The 17875-nt window shown below is 61.1% G+C and carries 16 protein-coding genes; 6 read left to right on the plus strand and 10 right to left on the minus strand.

Annotation, left to right across the window (positions count from 1 at the left end; translation table 11 throughout):
* Nucleotides 1-57: 57 nt before the first annotated feature.
* The 3 genes from IEX57_RS11090 to galT are packed head-to-tail and all read right to left on the minus strand — an operon-like array spanning nucleotide 58 to nucleotide 3240.
* A complete protein-coding gene (locus IEX57_RS11090) occupies nucleotides 58-1032 on the minus strand; it encodes an aldo/keto reductase (protein ID WP_188704376.1) in 975 nt (324 codons plus the stop codon).
* Between the two features lie 7 nt (nucleotides 1033-1039).
* Nucleotides 1040-2191 (minus strand): galactokinase, encoded by a 1152-nt coding sequence (gene galK / locus IEX57_RS11095; RefSeq protein ID WP_229708970.1) that lies wholly within the window; start codon nucleotides 2189-2191, stop codon nucleotides 1040-1042.
* Nucleotides 2191-3240 (minus strand): galactose-1-phosphate uridylyltransferase, encoded by a 1050-nt coding sequence (galT, locus tag IEX57_RS11100; protein WP_188704377.1) that lies wholly within the window; start codon nucleotides 3238-3240, stop codon nucleotides 2191-2193. Before galT ends, galK begins: the two co-directional genes overlap by 1 nt.
* A gap of 247 nt (nucleotides 3241-3487) precedes the next feature.
* On the opposite strand from galT, the gene IEX57_RS11105 reads away from it, so the two are divergent.
* Nucleotides 3488-3820, plus strand: a complete 333-nt coding sequence (locus tag IEX57_RS11105) for a YnfA family protein (RefSeq protein WP_188704378.1) — start codon at nucleotides 3488-3490, stop codon at nucleotides 3818-3820.
* A 17-nt stretch (nucleotides 3821-3837) separates the two neighbouring features.
* Here IEX57_RS11105 and IEX57_RS11110 read toward each other — a convergent pair whose 3' ends face one another.
* Both IEX57_RS11110 and IEX57_RS11115 read right to left on the minus strand, forming a co-directional pair.
* Nucleotides 3838-4335 carry a Fur family transcriptional regulator gene (locus IEX57_RS11110; RefSeq protein WP_188694257.1) on the minus strand — a complete coding sequence of 166 codons (498 nt, stop codon included), beginning with the start codon at nucleotides 4333-4335 and terminating at the stop codon, nucleotides 3838-3840.
* Between the two features lie 69 nt (nucleotides 4336-4404).
* Nucleotides 4405-5094: a hypothetical protein gene (locus tag IEX57_RS11115; RefSeq protein ID WP_188704379.1), complete on the minus strand. Its 690-nt coding sequence runs from the start codon at nucleotides 5092-5094 to the stop codon at nucleotides 4405-4407.
* Between the two features lie 240 nt (nucleotides 5095-5334).
* Here IEX57_RS11115 and IEX57_RS11120 point away from each other — a divergent pair, with 240 nt between their 5' ends.
* A complete protein-coding gene (locus tag IEX57_RS11120; RefSeq protein WP_188704380.1) occupies nucleotides 5335-6075 on the plus strand; it encodes an LOG family protein in 741 nt (246 codons plus the stop codon).
* Nucleotides 6076-6149: 74 nt separating this feature from the next.
* Here the strand turns inward: IEX57_RS11120 and argS are convergent, their stop codons facing one another.
* The 3 genes from argS to IEX57_RS11135 form a co-directional block, all read right to left on the minus strand.
* Nucleotides 6150-7868, minus strand: a complete 1719-nt coding sequence (gene argS, locus IEX57_RS11125) for an arginine--tRNA ligase (protein WP_188704381.1) — start codon at nucleotides 7866-7868, stop codon at nucleotides 6150-6152.
* An 81-nt stretch (nucleotides 7869-7949) separates the two neighbouring features.
* Nucleotides 7950-10457, minus strand: coding sequence for an ATP-binding protein (locus IEX57_RS11130; protein WP_188704382.1), 2508 nt, complete (start codon nucleotides 10455-10457; stop codon nucleotides 7950-7952).
* A 207-nt stretch (nucleotides 10458-10664) separates the two neighbouring features.
* Nucleotides 10665-12056, minus strand: coding sequence for a cryptochrome/photolyase family protein (locus IEX57_RS11135; RefSeq protein ID WP_188704383.1), 1392 nt, complete (start codon nucleotides 12054-12056; stop codon nucleotides 10665-10667).
* A gap of 128 nt (nucleotides 12057-12184) precedes the next feature.
* Here IEX57_RS11135 and IEX57_RS11140 point away from each other — a divergent pair, with 128 nt between their 5' ends.
* From IEX57_RS11140 to IEX57_RS11155, 4 genes are read left to right on the plus strand one after another with little or no spacing between them, the layout of a single operon-like run.
* Nucleotides 12185-12736 (plus strand): YqgE/AlgH family protein, encoded by a 552-nt coding sequence (locus IEX57_RS11140; protein ID WP_373285178.1) that lies wholly within the window; start codon nucleotides 12185-12187, stop codon nucleotides 12734-12736.
* A gap of 21 nt (nucleotides 12737-12757) precedes the next feature.
* Complete coding sequence (gene ruvX, locus IEX57_RS11145) at nucleotides 12758-13213, plus strand: Holliday junction resolvase RuvX (protein ID WP_188704385.1); 456 nt, start codon at nucleotides 12758-12760, stop codon at nucleotides 13211-13213.
* Between the two features lie 45 nt (nucleotides 13214-13258).
* The gene (locus IEX57_RS11150; RefSeq protein ID WP_229708971.1) at nucleotides 13259-14221 is read left to right on the plus strand and encodes an aspartate carbamoyltransferase catalytic subunit; all 963 of its coding nucleotides are present in this window, start codon (nucleotides 13259-13261) and stop codon (nucleotides 14219-14221) included.
* 17 nt (nucleotides 14222-14238) lie between these two features.
* Nucleotides 14239-15531, plus strand: coding sequence for a dihydroorotase (locus IEX57_RS11155; protein WP_188704386.1), 1293 nt, complete (start codon nucleotides 14239-14241; stop codon nucleotides 15529-15531).
* Nucleotides 15532-15672: 141 nt separating this feature from the next.
* Here IEX57_RS11155 and gatB read toward each other — a convergent pair whose 3' ends face one another.
* Both gatB and IEX57_RS11165 read right to left on the minus strand, forming a co-directional pair.
* The gene (gatB, locus tag IEX57_RS11160) at nucleotides 15673-17100 is read right to left on the minus strand and encodes an Asp-tRNA(Asn)/Glu-tRNA(Gln) amidotransferase subunit GatB (protein ID WP_188704387.1); all 1428 of its coding nucleotides are present in this window, start codon (nucleotides 17098-17100) and stop codon (nucleotides 15673-15675) included.
* Nucleotides 17101-17135: 35 nt separating this feature from the next.
* Nucleotides 17136-17873: a GNAT family N-acetyltransferase gene (locus tag IEX57_RS11165; RefSeq protein WP_188704388.1), complete on the minus strand. Its 738-nt coding sequence runs from the start codon at nucleotides 17871-17873 to the stop codon at nucleotides 17136-17138.
* Between the last annotated feature and the right edge of the window lie 2 nt (nucleotides 17874-17875).

Genomic DNA, 17875 nt, shown 5'->3' on the forward strand with positions numbered 1-17875 from the left:
TGCCCGGCCTGGCGACATCACGGGCTCAAGATGCCAGATGGGTATTCTTACGCCCGTTCAATCAGCCTGCGCGAGGATGGCTTCAATCCGGGCGATCTCGTCGTCACCGAAGGCGGTGTGGTTCAGCGCGGCCAGATTGTGTTCGATTTGCGCGACACGGCTGGCGCCGATAATGGCCGAGGTTGCATTGCGCAGCACCCAGGCCAGCGCCATTTGCGCCAGTGACTGCCCGCGTGCCAGCGCCAGGGCATTGAGTTGCCGGGCCTTGGCCACGCGTTGCAGGACTTTTTCCGGCGTGAGAAAAGGGCTGTCCGGGTCCATGGCGCGTGAGCCTTCCGGCAGGCCATCCAGATAGCGATCAGTCAGCAGCCCTTGCGCCAGCGGGCTGAAGGCAATCAGCCCGATGCCCTCGGCCTTGAGGTAATCCACCAGACCGCCCTCTACCCAGCGCTCGAACATGGAATACCGCGCCTGATGAATCAGACATGGCGTACCCAGTTGCTTGAGGGCTGTGACAGCCGCAATGGTTTGCGGCAAGGTGTAATTGGACAAACCCACATAGCGCGCCTTGCCCTGGCGCACGGCGGCATCCAGCGCCGCCATGGTTTCTTCCACCGGTGTTTCAGGGTCCGGACGGTGCGAGTAAAACAGGTCAACGTGATCCAGCCGCATGCGCTTGAGGCTTTGATCCAGGCTGGCCAGCAGACTCTTGCGGCTGCCCCAGTTGCCATACGGCCCCGGCCACATCACATAGCCGGCCTTGGTACTGATAAAGAGTTCGTGCCGATGACCGCGCAAACTGCTGGAAAGGACCTCGCCAAACCGGGTTTCGGCACTGCCAGGCGGCGGGCCGTAATTGTTGGCAAGGTCCATATGCACCACGCCCAGATCGAGGGCGCGGTGCAGCATGGCCCGGATATCCACCATGGCGCGGTTGTCGCCAAAGTTGTGCCACAAACCCAGCGAAACGGCCGGCAGCTTGACGCCGCTATGACCGCAACGCCGGAACAACACCTCCGGGCTGATGCTCATGCGTGGCTCACAGTTCGCTGGCGCCAGCGCTGGCGTGGCAAACGTAGGGCTCTGCCGGCAAGCCTTGCGCGTTGCGGTAGTGCTCCGCCACGGCAGCCTTGACGTCTTCGACCATGGCATCGGGCACCAGCGACACCACGCAGCCGCCAAAGCCGCCACCCGTCATGCGTACGCCACCCTCAGCGCCCACCACCAGCTTGACGATGTCGACCAGCTCATCGATCAGCGGCACGGTGATTTCAAAGTCATCGCGCATCGATACATGCGATTCGGCCATCAGCACGGCCATGCGGGTCATGTCACCACTGGCCAGTGCCTCGGCGGCATCCAGCGTGCGCTGGTTTTCCGTGATGATATGGTGCGCGCGGCGGAACACCACCGGGTCCAGTTTGCCGACGGCGGCCTGCAACTGGCCCAGCGTGACATCACGCAGCGCCTTCGCGCCAAAAAACGCGGCGGCTTCTTCGCACTGGCGGCGGCGGGTGTTGTACTCGCTGCCCACCAGACCACGCTGGATGCGCGAATTGAGGATCAGCACGGTGTAACCGGCCGGCATGGATACCGAACGCGTTTGCAGCGAGCGGCAATCAATCAGCAGCGCGTGTTCTGGCTGGCCACTGGCAGAGATCAGTTGATCCATGATGCCGCAATGGCAGCCCACGAACTCGTTCTCGGCCTTCTGGGCATTGAGCGCGTTGTCAGCGGGCGAGAGTTCCAGTTCATACGCCGTCTTGAACGCCTGCCCCACCGCCACCATCAGCGAGGCAGAAGAACTCAGGCCCGCGCCTTGCGGGATATCGCCGCTGATGACCATATCCATGCCACCAAAGCGGTAGCCGCGCTTTTTCAGGTAAACAATGGCGCCGCGCACATAGGTGGCCCAGAGCATGTCTTTGGCCTGCCCGACTTCGTCATCGAGCGAGAACATGTCGACCTGGTTTTCATAATCGGCCGCCACCACGCGCACCGTGTTGTCATCACGCGGGGAACACGCAATCGCGGTGAAGTGGTTGATGGCGCACGGCAACACAAAGCCATCGTTGTAATCGGTATGTTCACCGATCAGGTTGACGCGACCAGGCGCCTGCACGATGTGCCGCGGCAGCACCCCAAACGTTTCAATAAAGCGCGCATTGACGCGCATATCCGGACCAGGCATCACAGCCCCTTTTCGTTTTGCAGATAATGCACTTCAGATAATTGCTGCAGACGTGCAGCCGCTTGTTCGGGGGTAATGTCCCGCTGGGTTTCCGCCATCATTTCGTAGCCGACCATGAACTTGCGCACCGAGGCCGAGCGCAGCAAAGGCGGATAGAAATGCGCATGCAGTTGCCAGTGCGCGCCATCGTTCAGCGCGTTGGATGGCGCCCCGTGCCAGCCCATCGAATACGGGAAAGACGTATTGAAGAGGTTGTCGTAGCGCGTGGTCAGCTTCTTGATGATCACGGCCAGATCCTGTTTTTGCGCGGCACCCAGTTTGTCCAGATGCGTGACATGGGCCTTGGGCGTCAGCAGCGTCTCGAACGGCCAGGCGGCCCAGTACGGCACCACGGCAATCCAGTGTTCGGTTTCCACCACCGTGCGCGTGCCATCGGCCTGCTCACGCTGGATGTAATCAAGCAGCATGGGCGTGCCGTGCCCGGCAAACCACGCGGCCTGGTGTTCGTCTTCTGCCGCCACTTCGGTCGGCAGGAAATTGCTGGCCCACAATTGGCCATGCGGGTGCGGGTTGGAGCAGCCCATCGCCGCGCCCTTGTTCTCGAACACCTGCACCCACTCCCACTCGCCCGAGAGTTCTGCAACTTGCTCGCACCACGTGTTCACCACGTAGCCCAGATCATCCAGCGAGAGTTCCGGCAACGTCTTGCTGTGATCAGGCGAGAAACAGATCACCCGTGCCAGACCCCGAGCGGCACTGGCGCGAAACAGCGGGTCCTGGTTGTCCGGCGGTGCCGGGGTGTCGTTGAGCAACGCGGCAAAATCATTGCCGAACACATAAGTGTGTTTGTAATCGGGATTGTGATCGCCAGAGACACGCTGGTTACCGGCACACAGGTAACACGTGGGATCATGGGCGGGCCGGGCTTCAACAACCGGTGCATCCATCTGGCCTTGCCAGGGGCGCTTGGCCCGATGCGGAGAAACCAGCACCCACCGCCCGGTCAGCGGGTTGTAGCGGCGATGCGGGTGATCGACGGGATCAAACATCAAAACTCCTGAGCTTGGGGCTACCGGCGACGGCTGGGCAGAGGCCGGCAGAATCGTTCATCATGCCATGCTCGGGGCATGACCGGACTGGCATTGTAGCGCCTTCCAGACCCGCATAGATATTATTACTAATAAATTAGTTTTCGTATGGACACAAGCCAGTGGTCATATGGACTAAATAGCTACACAAGGGCGGTCAAACCGCTTCACATATAGATAATTACGTCATCACCCGGATGATATTGTCATGCTCGCACTGAAAACACTGACCCTGTTCATCATCACTGCACTGGCGGAAATCCTGGGCTGCTATCTGCCCTGGTTGTGGCTGCGCAAAGGCGCTCCCAGTTGGTTGCTGATCCCCGCCCTGATCAGTCTGGCTGCGTTTGCCGGCTTGCTCACCCTGCATCCGACAGGCGCGGGGCGCACCTATGCGGCATACGGTGGCGTCTATGTGATGGTGGCCGTGGCCTGGATGTGGCTGGTAGAAGGCGTGCGCCCCGATCGCTGGGATGCCATCGGGGCGCTGGTGTCGCTGGCCGGCATGGCCATTATCTTTTTTGCGCCACGCGGGACGTAACGCAGGGGCTGATCCGCTCAGTGATCGTGCCCGTGATGGTGCCGGTGCGGCGCCATGTTTTCATGCACGCACGTGGCGCCCGTGGCCTGGCATTCATTGCAGTAGGCCTTGACCTCAAGATGCTGCGGTACCGCGCCAAACCCGTTATCGACCAAAATGCCCTTGAAGAAGGCGGCGTAGGTATCGCCGCGTGCTTCGGCCACCTTGCCGCAGCACGGGCAAATGATGAACAGCGTTTCATGCGTGTGGTCGTGCTGCTGGCAGGCCACGTAACCGTTCACCACCTCAAGCCGGTGGACGAGGCCCTCGGCCTCAAGGAACTCCAGCGCCCGGTAGATGGTGGGCGGCGTCAACGAGGCCGTTTCCGGGCGCAATGCTTCCAGCACGTCATACGCCTTGCTATAGCCAGGCTGCTCGACAATATGTTCCAGCACCTGACGGCGGATGGTGGTCAGCCGCGTACCGTGTTCACGGCAACGATCTTCAGCGTAATCCAGAAATTCTTGTGTATTCATGAGCCTGCCAGACCAGAGCGGGCGCACCGGCGCGCCCGTTGATGGTTGATTCTAACCCAGGTGATGCACTCAGGGCGCCAGCGGCTTGATCTGCACTTCGGCCTGACCGCCACCCTTGTCATACGCCGGTTCCGGCGAGGCCGCCGATTCCGGCGCGGCTTGCGCCGCCGCTGGTGCGCCACCCGGGCAGTTCACCCCGGCGGTGCTGCAATTGATCACGGTAAACGAGTTCCACTCTCTGGAAAGCCCCTTGACCTTGCCGCTCATGCGCAGCAGCGCGCCGGTTGCCGGCACATAGGTCAGGGCAGATTCTTCCTCGTACTGGTTTTCATTTTGCGCGCCGGCAACCTGGTGGTTGATCTTCACGTCGACGTCCATATCCTGGCCGCCACCCGTCATATGTCCGGGCGAAACGTGATAACGCAACTGGCCGGTGCCAAGGCCATATCCGCCTTTACCCGTGAAATCGATCACCAGCTTGTCTTTCCAGTCGCCCCCGGGCAGTGATTTGGGGAAATACGTCGGCGCAACCGTGCTGGAGCGCGGGCTGTCGACCAGGAACGTGGCGCAATCGCCATCGGCACGCCAGAACCAGTAATTGCCCATATCCACGGTTTGCACGGTCAGATAACTGGTGCGCGGCGGTTTGTCCGGGCTGAGTACATCGCAACGCAGGCGTTGTACGCCGGCGCCGGCGGCCCAGGCACTGGCCATGGGCAACAGCAACAAAGACAAAGTGCAAAGCTGGCGCATCTTCATGTCGGGTCCCGTATGAGCGGTTTATGTAAAAAAGCGGGTTGATCGGCTGCCATTGTATCGCGCAGGCAAGCCTTCACCCATTTTCGATAGCGTGACATTTTCCCGATAGGCCTTCTATCTTCATGAAAGCCCTTTGAAAGCCGGGCCGATGCCGCTAGACTGCCCTTTCCCCTGCCGGCAGATCAAGCTGCCGGCAGCCGAACAGACCGGGTGACGCCGGCGCAGATCGTTAAGGACATCATGATCAATCCCAACAACAAACCCGTCGGCGTGGTCGATGACGCCGAAGCCCTGCGCATTGTTTCAGATGCCGTTCTCAAGCTGTGGGACACCGTGGACGACCTCTCCCGCCTGCGGCCTGCCCACACCGACCAGTATCACGTCACCATTTTTGGCTCTGCCCGTATCCAGGAAGACACGCCGTCTTATGAAGCCGTGAAGCAACTCGCGTCGCAACTGGCGGCCATGGGTTGCCGCATTGTCACGGGCGGCGGCCCGGGGCTGATGCAGGCGGCCAACGAAGGCGCCCGCCAGGCAAAACCGGATGATCCGGACGCCTCGGTCGGTATCCGGGTTGATCTGGATTTTGAACAACACGTGAACGACTTTGTCGGCCGCGCGTATGAACACAAGACGTTCTTCTCGCGCCTGCATCACTTTGTCCAGCGCTCCAACGCGTTCATCGTGACCGAGGGCGGCATTGGCACGCTGCTGGAACTCTCCATGGTCTGGCAGCTGTTGCAGGTACGCAAACTGTACGACACCCCGCTGATCCTGATCGGTGACATGTGGCACGGGCTGGTCGATTGGGCCAGCCTGAACATGGTCAGCAATGGCGCGGGCCTGGCGGGCGAGCGCGATATGCAGATTCCGGTGGTGGTCGACAGCATTGAAGACGCCGTGCAACTGATTCGCGAACACCACGCCGCCTGGCTGGATGTGGGCAAGGCGCTGGACCCGGTGTCGCAACAACCCGCCTGAGTGGTTGTATTGCACCCATAAAAAAACGGCCGGTGAACCCGGCCGTTTTTTTGCGATGAAGCTGCGCTGACGGTTTACATCTCTTCCAGCACTTCAATGCCCAGCAGCGACAGACCGGTTTGCAGGGTACGCGCGGTGGCAGCGCACAGACGCAGACGGCTGGCGCGGGTGGCGCCTTCAGACTTGAGCACCGGGCAGGCATCGTAAAAGCGCGAGAAGCGCGTGGCCAGCGTGTACAGATATGCGCACAGGAAGTGCGGCGCGGTTTCCTGCGCCACTTGTTGCAGCTGTTCCGGGAACTGCGCCAGCGTCAGTGCCAGCGCGTGTTCTGCCGGGTCGGCCAGATGCAGGGCGGCACTGGCGTCTACCGTGCCGGCCTGGCGGAAGATACTGGCGATCCGCGTATAGGCATATTGCAGATACGGCGCGGTGTTGCCTTCAAAGCTCAGCATGCTGTCCCAGTCGAACACGTAATCGCTGGTGCGATGCTTGGCCAGATCGGCGTAACGCACGGCGCCAATGCCGACTGCGTGGGCAATTTTGCGGCGCTGCGCTTCGGGCAGATCAGCATTCTTGCTGGTTACCAGATCAAAAGCACGGGTTTCGGCTTCATCCAGTAGCTCCACCAGCTTGACCGTGCCGCCGGACCGCGTCTTGAAGGGCTTGTTGTCCTTGCCCATCATGGTGCCGAAGGCCACGTGCTCCATCTGCATTTCAGGACGGGCAAAACCGGCCTTGCGAGAGACGGTAAACACTTGCTGGAAGTGCAGCCCCTGACGGGCATCGACCACGTACAGCACGCGGTCGGCATGCAGCACGTTGTTGCGATAACGCACAGCGGCCAGGTCGGTGGTGGAATACAGATAGCCGCCATCCTGCTTTTGCACGATATAGGCCGCCGGCTCGCCTTCCTTGTTGCGGAATTCGTCCAGGAACACCACCTGCGCGCCTTCACTGGTGGTCAGCAGGTTTTTGGCTTTCAGGTCGGCAATGACATTGGCCAGATCGTCGTTGTAGGCCGATTCGCCCATCACGTCGTCTTCGGTCAGCTTCACGCCCAGTTGCTGGTACACGGCAGCGCAGTGCGCCAGCGAGATCTCGCGAAAACGCTCCCACAACGCCAGCACGCGGGTGTCACCGGCTTGCAGGCGCACCACGTAATCACGCGCGGTGTCGGCAAACGCCGGGTCTTCGTCAAAGCGGCCTTTGGCTTCGCGGTAGAAGGTTTCCAGATCGTGCAGCGCCATCTCGGCCGGCTTGCTCGATTCTTGTTCAAACAGGTAGGCGGTCAGCATGCCGAACTGGGTACCCCAGTCACCGACGTGGTTCTGACGGATCACCTTGTTGCCCATGAATTCGAACACGCGGGCCAGCGCATCACCAATGATGGTCGAGCGCAGGTGACCTACGTGCATTTCCTTGGCCAGGTTGGGTGAGGAAAGATCAATCACCACCGTTTCGGGGTGCGCCACGCCAGCGCCAAGACGCACGTCTTGCTGGCCGGCCAGCACGCGGCCGGCCAGGAATTCGTCAGACAGTGTGACATTGATAAAACCAGGGCCGGCGATCTCCAGCTTGCTGGCAATGCCGGCCAGATCCAGGTGCTCCAGCACGCGTGCAGCCAGTTCTCGCGGGTTGGCTTTCTGGGCCTTGGCAACGGCCATTACGCCGTTGATCTGGTAGTCGCCAAACTCCGGCCGAGAGGCCGGTTGCACGGCCGGTTGCGCGTCTGGCGCGCCAATGGCGGCAAACGCGGCGGCGGCACGCTGCGCGAGAAGCTGAAGCAAAGTCATGGAGCGGATTCCGGAATAGAGAGAATGCGAAACAGCGTATTGTAGCAAACTGCCGCCATCACCCGCGAACGCTGCGGTGTTTCAGATGGTCACGCGGCCACCCGCCGGGGTTTCCCCTGGCAGCATCGGCTGACGGCGGGGCAAGGTAAAGCGGAACACCGCGCCACTGTTTTCACGGTTGGCCGCGCTGATCTGGCCGCCGTGGGCCTCCACGATTTCGCGGCAGATCGCCAGCCCCAGACCGGAACTACCGGGCGGGTTCAGACCACTGCCCTGCACGAATTTTTCAAAAATGCGCTCCAGATCTTCCGGCGCAATCGGCGGGCCGTCGTTCTCGACCGTGGTCACCAGCATGGTGCCTTCCTGCCAGACTTCCACCCCGATCCGGCCGCTTTCCGGACTGAAGCGGATGGCGTTGGAAATCAGGTTGCGCAACACCTGGGCGACGCGCGTGGCATCGCAATCGAGCGCGTCGTCGTCACCGATACGCCGCTCGAACACCACCAGTTTGCGCGCGGCCAGCGGTTCCAGTTCGCTCACCACGCCATCGACAATCCGGCCCAGCCGGTGCGGCGCCAGGTGGTAATCCATCTTGCCCGATTCCAGCTTGGCGATATCCAGCAAGTCATTGACCATGCCCAGCAAACGCTCGCCCGACATGATGATGTTCTCGAAATAACGTTTGAGTTTCTCGGGCCGGCTGCTGTCGACCTTGTCCAGGCCAATGCGGGCGAAGGACAGAATGGCGTGCATGGGCGTGCGCAATTCGTGCGAGATATTCGACACAAACTGGGTTTTGGCACGGTTGGCGTCATTGGCGCGATCGCGCGCGCCGCGCAGGTCTGCCGTTTGCGCGGCGACAATGTCCTGCAAGTGATCGCGCGCATCACGCAGCTCACTCTCGGTCAGTTTGAGCGCGGTAATGTCACGCACCAGCCAGAGCACTTGCGGGCCTTCGGTATCCGAGCCGGGCAAAGGCAGAATCAGCGCCTCAAACCAGCGCACGCCCTCGGTCAGTTCGGCGTCGTACACCATGCGCTGCGCCAGGCCCGATTGCACCGCGATATCCAGCGCCATGCGGCCACCATCGACCACCGACGGCGGCATGGTATGAAAAATCGAATGCCCGATCGGCTGGCCTTCAAACAGGCGCGAGGTATTGCCAAAGGCTTCGCATACCCGGCTGTCGGCCGCCACCACAAACACCGGGTCGGGCAGGATTTGCGACAGCGCCGCCAGCCGCGCGGCGTTGATGCGGGCGGTATCGGCTTCCCGCGCCAGATCATTGGCCGCCTGCACCAGTTGCCGGTCACGCTCGCCCACGCGGCGGGCCATCATTTCAAAGCCATGCGCCAGCCGGCCCAGTTCATCGGGCCGGTGCGTGCTGGACAGCAGCACATCGTAATTGCCGTCACCCACGCGCGCTTCGGCTTCCACCAGTTCATGCAGCGGCTCGGACACCAGTTTTCTGAGCACGCTCCACAAGATCAGCAGTTCTACTACCAGCGATATCGCGCCCAGAATCAGCACATACCGGGCGTTGGAGCGCGCCACCGCCGCAATCCGCGCGCTGGGGTAAACCACAATCAGCCGCCAGTCCGGCCCGCGAATGCGGCCGACGCCAAGGTGAAAGGCTTCGTCGGGAGTTTCAACCACATCGGCCTGGTCCCCCACCGTCAGCGCGCTGTGCACAATGGCTTCCAGTTCCGCGTCATGCAGGTGCGAGACATCCAGGTTGCCGCCGGCCAGCTGGATTTCCCGGCTCAGGCGCGGGTGAGCGATCAATTGCCCGTCCGCCCGTACGATCAGGTTATAGGTGCCGGCCAGGTGGTCGTTGGCGGTGCGGCGCACCAGATCATCAATGACGATATCCTGGCCAGCCGTGGCCACCCAGCGCCCGTCCACGTCTGCCGGGGTGACATGCGAAACCATCCATTTGCGCGCCCCATCGTCAAAATAGACCGTGGTCCAGAACGGCTTGCGCAGCGGGTTACTTTGCGGGGAGGAACGCCACACCGTTTCGTATTCGTAGATATTGGTTTTGGGCGTGGCCGACAGGCTCCAGTCTACAAATGGCGCGTAATTGAGCGACATTTGCTCTGGCATGTTCATGAAGCTGTCGAGGAAACGGTTGGTGGTCAGCGGGCCCCAGGCGGTCAGCAGATCAAACCCGATCACGATACGGCGTTTGAAATCAGGCGTGAGCGGGACGTCGTTGCGGACAAACAGCGTGGCTTTGTGGCGGTAGTCGCTGACCTCTGGCCGCACGCGGACCACGCCGTCCTTGCCCGGCGCAAACAGGGCGTCAAAGCGCGCGCTGTAGTCCTCGTCACCCGCCTGTTTGAGCCGGCGCACCATTTCATCTGCCAGCATGCGGGTCTGGGTTTCAGCCAGCAAAAAATGTTCGCTTTCACCATCAGCCCGCGCCTGCACGTAATTGCGCAGACCTTCGTCGATGCTTTCTTCAAGGCTGTGATAAAAATGCCAGTACGCCGCCAGTGTGATCAACACAATGACGGCAGCAATACGCAGCCCCATTCTGGTGAGGGCGCGGCGGGCAAGCGAAGTGCGGACCGGCAGCTGCGGCATGTTGTCCTGCGTGAAGCCGTCCCTGGAACAGGCGGCCTGTTTTTGTTAGGTAGACCGGGCGAGTATGCGCTGAATTATGCCCACGTCATCAATCGACGCAAGCCAACTTCTACCGGTTTAGGCTAGCGCGGGGCGACAATCTACGCCTTTTTCCACATTTAACAGCCTGTATAAAGCGGCAAGTGCCCAAAACACCTGGCGGCGCGCTCAGTGCCGCGCCATTTTGAACAGCGCCAGCGCTTGCTCGCGCTGTACCGCGTGATCCACGAGCGGAGCCGGGTAATCCAGTCCGTGCGGCACGCGGGCCAGCCAGGGCGCGTGGATATCCTTGTCATCCAGCGATGCCAGTTCCGGGCAATAACGGCGGATGAACTTGCCTTGCGGGTCAAATTTCTGCGATTGCGTTACCGGGTTGAAAATCCGGAAATACGGCTGGGCATCGCAGCCGGTGCTGGCGGCCCATTGCCAGCCACCGTTGTTGGCGGCCAGATCGAAATCGATGAGTTTTTCTGCAAAATAGCGCTCGCCCCGCCGCCAGTCGATCAGCAGGTCTTTCACCAGAAAACTGGCCGTGATCATGCGCAAGCGGTTGTGCATATAGCCCGTCTGGTTCAACTGGCGCATCGCGGCATCGACAATCGGGTAACCCGTTTGGCCATCGCACCAGGCGGCAAACCAGTCGGCGCGGTCAGGGAACGGCAGCGCGTCGTATTCCGGCTTGAAGGCGTGTTGGACCACTTCTGGCCGGTGCCAGAGGATTTGCTGATAGAACTCGCGCCAGATCAATTCAGACAACCAGGTCTCTGCCCCGGCCCCGCCCTGGGCGTGCGCAACGGCGGCCAGTTCGCGAATCGATACCGTGCCAAAACGCAGATGCACCGATAGATACGATGGCCCTTTCACGCCGGGAAAATCCCGGGCCTCATGGTAGCGGTTGATGCGCTGGCGGAAATCCTCAAACAGCGACTCGCCGCCGGTCATGCCCGGTGTAACGGGCAGGCCGGCCAGCGTATCTTCATCAAAACCCAGTTGCGTCAGCGTGGGCAGCGTCTGCGGCGGCAAATGCGCCAGGCTGCCAAGGTAACGCTGCACCGGGTAAGCCCGCAGATAAAAGTCATCCAGCTTTGCCAGCCAGGCACGCTTGTAGGGGGTGAACACGCTGAACATGCCGCCCGCCTGGGTCAGGATTTCGTCGCGCTCAAAGATCACCTGATCCTTGAAGGTTTGCAAGGTGACGCCCATCTGTTCCAGAGCACGGCTTACTTGCGCATCCCGGGCGATGGCTGCCGGCTCATAGTCATGATTGGTGTAAACGGCGTCAACGCCATATTCACGCGCCAGTTGCACGATGGCATCGGGCGCGCTGGCATGGCGCACCACAAGATCACTGCCGGCCTGGCGCAAGGCGGCCTGCAACGCTTTGATACTGCCGTGAATGAACGCCACGCGGCGATCATGGCGTGGCAGCGCGTCAAGGATGTCGCGGTCAAAAATGAATACCGGCACCACTTCGCGGGCGTCTTTGAGCGCGTGATACAGCGCGGCCTGATCGAATAACCGCAGGTCGCGGCGGAACCAGAGCAAGGTCCGTTGAACCATCAGCATTTTCCGGGGACGAATGCAGGCTATTGTACGAGAGGGACCGCGCTTTAATACATCGTCATGAAAAACCGCAACGCCAGGGCGAAGTGAACCCGCCGCTTTGTGCGATAATTGGAAGCATGAACATGAATCTCACGCGCCATTTCCTGATTGCCATGCCCAATCTGGTCGATCCGGTTTTTGAACGCACGCTGGCCTATATCTGCGACCACAACGAACGTGGCGCCATGGGCGTGATCGTGAACCGTCCGCTGGGTATGCCGCTGTCCGCCTTGTTTGAACAGATCGATGTAGAACTGCACCGGCCGGATGTCATCGAGCTACCGGTTTACTTTGGCGGCCCGGTCCAGACCGACCGCGGCTTTGTGCTGCACCAGCCGCTGGGCGAGTGGCAATCCACCCTTACCGTGACCGATGACATCGGCCTGACGACCTCCAAAGACATTCTGCTGGCGGTGGGCGAAGGCGCCGGCCCGGCACAATTGTTTGTCACGCTGGGCTATGCCGGCTGGGAAGCAGGCCAACTGGAAAACGAAATCAGCCAGAACGCCTGGATTTCGGTCCAGGCCGATCCGAAGATCATTTTTGATCTGCCGCCAGAAGAACGCTACGAAGCCGCGCTGGCGCTGATGGGCATCGATATGGCCATGCTCAGCAAAGAAGCCGGCCATGCCTGATCACCGCGCCAAGGTGCGGCAATGACGAGTGCGCTGGCGTTTGACTTTGGCGAGGCCCGCATTGGCGTCGCCACGGGCTCGTCCGAGCTTGGCATCCCGCATCCGGTTTGCACCATTTCTGCCATTGATAATGACACCCGCTTTGCCCGCATCGCCCAGGTGATCAAGGAATGGCAGCCAGACGTGCTGGTCGTCGGCATGCCGCTTTCGCTGGATGGCGAGCCGCACAAGGTCAGCTTTCTGGCGCGCAAGTTTGGCCAGCGCCTGTATGGCCGCTTCAAACTGCCAGTGGTGTATGTCGATGAACGCTTCAGCTCTGCCGCCGCCAGCCAGGCCTTGAACGAAACCGGGGTCAAGGGCCGCAAACAGAAAACCGCGCTCGATCAGGTGGCCGCCATGCAGATTCTGCAAGGCTGGTTTGACGGCGCGGTGATCGAACCGCCGGCCGATCCACCCGGCCAGCCCCAGTCAGACTGACCCCGTACCACCGCCCCTGCCCCGCATTTTCAGGACATAACGCGCATGCACAATCCGCAACTGAACAAGAACAAAGCGCTGATCCACCTGTTGACCACTGAAGGTCTGCCCCGCGCCATCCTCACCCAGATTCTGGATCGCGCCGCGACCTACGTGGCCGAGATGGAAGCGGGCCACAAGAAGTTTCCGGTACTCAGCGGCAAGTCGGTCTTCAATCTGTTTTTCGAGAACTCCACCCGCACCCGCACCACCTTCGAGATCGCGGCCAAGCGCCTGTCGGCCGATGTGATCAACCTGAATATCAACGCATCGTCTACCGCCAAGGGCGAAACCCTGCTGGACACCATCCACAACCTGGAAGCCATGGGCGCGGACATGTTCGTGGTGCGCCACGCGCAATCGGGCGCCGCGCACCTGATTGCCGAACACGTGAAGCCGGGCATTGCCGTGGTCAACGCCGGCGACGGCCGCCACGCGCACCCCACGCAAGCGTTGCTGGACATGTACACCATCCGCCATTTCAAGGGCGATTTCACCGGTCTGACCGTCGCCATTGTGGGCGATGTGCTGCATTCGCGCGTGGCGCGCTCGCAGATTCATGCGCTCTCTACGCTGGGCTGCCCGGAAATCCGCGTGATCGCCCCCAAAACCTTGCTGCCGGTGGGGGTCGAGCAACTGGGCGTGCATGTCTATCACGATATGGCCGAGGGCCTGAAAGGCGTGGACGTGGTCGCCATGCTGCGCTTGCAGAACGAGCGCATGGCGGGGGCGTACCTGCCGTCTACCCAGGAATTCTTCAAATATTACGGCCTGACACCAGAGAAACTGGCACTGGCCAAGCCCGACGCCATTGTCATGCACCCGGGCCCGATGAACCGCGGCGTGGAAATCGACTCTGCCGTGGCCGACGGCAACCAGGCAGTGATCCTGCCGCAGGTGACATTCGGCATTGCCGTACGCATGGCAGTCATGGCGCTGGTTGCTGAAAACCAGGCAGTGAACGGCTGAGACAAGGGATCACAACAATGAAAAGAATCGCGATTCGTAACGGCCGCCTGATCGACCCGGCGCATGGCACTGACAAGGTCGGCGACCTGTTTCTGGACCACGGCAAGATTGTCGCGGTCGGCTCCGAGCCCGAAGGCTTCAAGCCGGACCAGACCATTGACGCCACGGGCCTGACCATTATTCCTGGCCTTGTGGACCTGGCCGCCCGCCTGCGCGAACCTGGCTTTGAATACAAGGCCACGTTGGCCTCTGAAATGAACGCGGCCGTGGCCGGCGGCGTCACCAGCATTGTCTGCCCGCCAGATACAGACCCCGCGCTGGATGAACCTGGCCTTGTCACCATGTTGCGCCAGCGCGCCCGCCAGATTGATCTGGCGCGCCTGTACCCGGTTGGCGCCCTGACCCGCGGCCTGAACGGCAAAGACCTGACCGAACTGGCCGAACTGCGTGACGCCGGTTGCGTCGCGTTTTCACAAGCAGAACACCCGATCACCGACTTGCAGGTGCTCTACCGCGCCATGCAATACGCCGCCACGTTTGATATCCCGCTGCGGTTGCGCGCGCAAGACGCCACCCTGGCCGGCCATGGCGTGGCTCATGATGGCGAATACGCCTCCCGCCTCGGCCTGACCGGTATCCCCGTGATTGCCGAAACCGTCGCCATTGCCACGATTGTGGAACTGATGCGCGCCACCAGCGCCCGCGTGCACTTGTGCCGGGTTTCCAGCGCGGCCGGTCTGGCAATGATCCGCACCGCCCGCCGCGAAGGTTTGCCGTTGACGTGTGATGTTTCGATCAATCACGTGCATCTGGCTGATATTGACATCGGTTTCTTCAACAGCCTGTACCGCGTCACCCCGCCGCTGCGCAGCATCCGCGACCGCGAAGCCATTCAGACCGCGCTGGTCGATGGCACCATTGACGCCATCTGCTCTGACCACAGCCCGGTGGATGACGACGCCAAACTGCTGCCGTTTGCCGAAGCCGAACCCGGCGCAACCGGCATGGAGTTGTTGTTGCCGCTGACGCTGGCATGGGCCGAGAAAGCACATATTCCGCTGGCCATGGCACTGACCAAGATCACCAGCGAACCGGCCAGCATGCTGGGCTTTTCTGCCAGCCTCTCGGTCGGCAGCCGCGCCGACCTGGCCATCTTCGACCCCAACGCCACCTGGCGTGTCACGCCCGAAGCGCTCAAGAGCCAGGGCAAGAACACCCCGTTTACCGGTTACGAAATGCGCGGCAAGGTGGTGTTTACACTGGTCAAGGGCAAGCTGGTTTATGCGGCTGTGCCGCAGATTGGTCATTAACTCTGGCGTATCCAGCATGCCTGGGGCATTGCTGGATTCCGGCTCAAGGCCGGAATGACGAAGTGGTGTGCAATCCGCAGTGCCAATAAAAAACGCCGGTTCAACACCGGCGTTTTTTATTTCAGCAGCAAAACCAGACGATTACGCCAGTTTCTGCTTGAGCAACTCCGTCAGCACCCCCGGATTGCCCTTGCCCTTGCTGGCCTTCATGCACTGTCCCACCAGCGCATTCAGCGCCTTTTCCTTGCCGGCCTTGTACTCCTCAACCGACTTGGCGTTGTTGGCAATCACCTCATCCACAATCGCTTCCAGCGCGCCGGTGTCGGTCTCTTGCTTGAGGCCTTCACGCTCGATGATGGCGTCGGCAGCATCGCCAGACTCCCACATCTTCTTGAGCACGTCTTTGGCGGTCTTGTTGTTGATGGTGTTGTCCGACACGCGCTTGATCAAACCGGCCAGCGCCTGGGCTGATACCGGGCTTTGGGCGATGTCTTTTTCTTCGCGGTTCAGCGTGGCGCTGATATCGCCCATGATCCAGTTGGAGGCCAGTTTGGCATCGGCACCGGCGGCCACCGTCGCTTCATAGAAAGCGGCCATGTCTTTGCTGGCAGTCAGCGTGCCGGCGTCATAGGCCGGAATGCCGTACTGCGTTTCAAAGCGCGCGCGCATGGCGGCGGGCAACTCTGGCAACTCGTTCTGGACGCGGGTAATCCACTCTTCGCTGATCACCAGCGGCGGCAGGTCAGGATCAGGGAAGTAGCGGTAATCGTGCGCGTCTTCCTTGCTGCGCATCATGCGGGTCTCGCCGGTATCCGGGTCGAACAGCACGGTGGCTTGCTGGATCTTGCCGCCATCTTCAATGGTTTCGATCTGCCATTGCACTTCAGACTTGATGGCTTGCTCAATGAACCGGAAGCTGTTCAGGTTCTTGATTTCGCGGCGGGTGCCGAATTCTTTCTGGCCTTCCGGACGCACGGATACGTTCACGTCGCAACGGAAACTGCCTTCTTGCATGTTGCCGTCGCAAATACCGATCCACGTCACCAGGCTGTACAGCGCCTTGGCGTAGGCCACGGCTTCTGCGGCAGAGCGCATTTCCGGCTCCGACACGATTTCCAGCAGCGGCGTACCGGCGCGGTTCAGGTCAATCCCGCTGACACCCAGGAAGCCTTCATGCACCGACTTGCCGGCATCTTCTTCCAGGTGGGCGCGGGTCAGGTTGATGGTTTTCTCGACGCCATCGACATTGATGGTGATCGCGCCGCCTTCGACCACCGGCAGCTCAAACTGGCTGATCTGGTAGCCCTTGGGCAGGTCGGGGTAGAAGTAGTTTTTGCGCGCAAACACAGAGCGGCGGTTCACCTTGGCGCCAATGGCCAGACCAAACTGGATGGCTTTTTCCACCACAGCCTTGTTCATGACCGGCAGCGCGCCCGGCAAGGCGATATCAACCTCGGCCGTGTGGGTGTTCGGCGCAGCGCCAAACGCCGTGCTGGCCGGGGAGAAAATCTTCGATTGTGTCGTGAGCTGGGTATGTACTTCCAGCCCGATTACCACTTCCCATTTCATGGTCAGTCTCTCTTGTCAGTCAGTGGGTACCGTCGTCACGCGCGGTGGCGGTACCAGTAACGATATTGCTCAACAAAACCAAAACCCGCATACAAGGCCACCGCCGCTTCATTGCTGGCCACGACCTGCAGCAAACCTTGCGTCGCACCCCGCTCCGCGCCCCAGGCCAGCAGGCTGGCGACCAGCCGGCGACCCAAGCCCTGGCGGCGCCAGGCCGGATCGGTGCAGATATCAAACAGCAGCACGTAGTCATGCTGGCGTACGGCAAAGCCGCAGGCGAGCACTTCGCCTTCATGCTCCAGCACGCCAAACGCGGTTGAGGCCGCGTACTGCGCCAGCATGCGTTCTGCCGCATGCCGCTGCGCCGTGTTCAGGTTGCCAAGCCGGGCAAAGGCGTCAATCCAGCCGGCATCGGCATTGGCCTGCAAGGTCACGGCCGGATCCTGCACCAGCGTTTGCGTAGCCAGTTCGGCCGTCTGCACGCTGGACAGATCAATCTGCGCATAGCCACGTTCAGCCAGCGCCGCATCCAGCGCGGCGTGTTCCTGTGTCAGCTTGAAGATGCCAGGCAAACCGGCATCGGCAAAGCGACGTTCACAGTAAGCCACTTTCTCGGCATCGCTTAACGTGCCGGCGTATAACGGGGTGACCGAATTGGCCCGTTTGGTATAGCCATTGGCAAAACGCAGCAACCAGCCGTCGAACACTTCGGTCGACAAGGCTGGCCACGCGCTTTGCGTCATGGCTTCAAACAGGGCGATCCGGCTTTGCATGC

The sequence above is a fragment of the Silvimonas iriomotensis genome, from assembly GCF_014645535.1.
Classification (GTDB): domain Bacteria; phylum Pseudomonadota; class Gammaproteobacteria; order Burkholderiales; family Chitinibacteraceae; genus Silvimonas; species Silvimonas iriomotensis.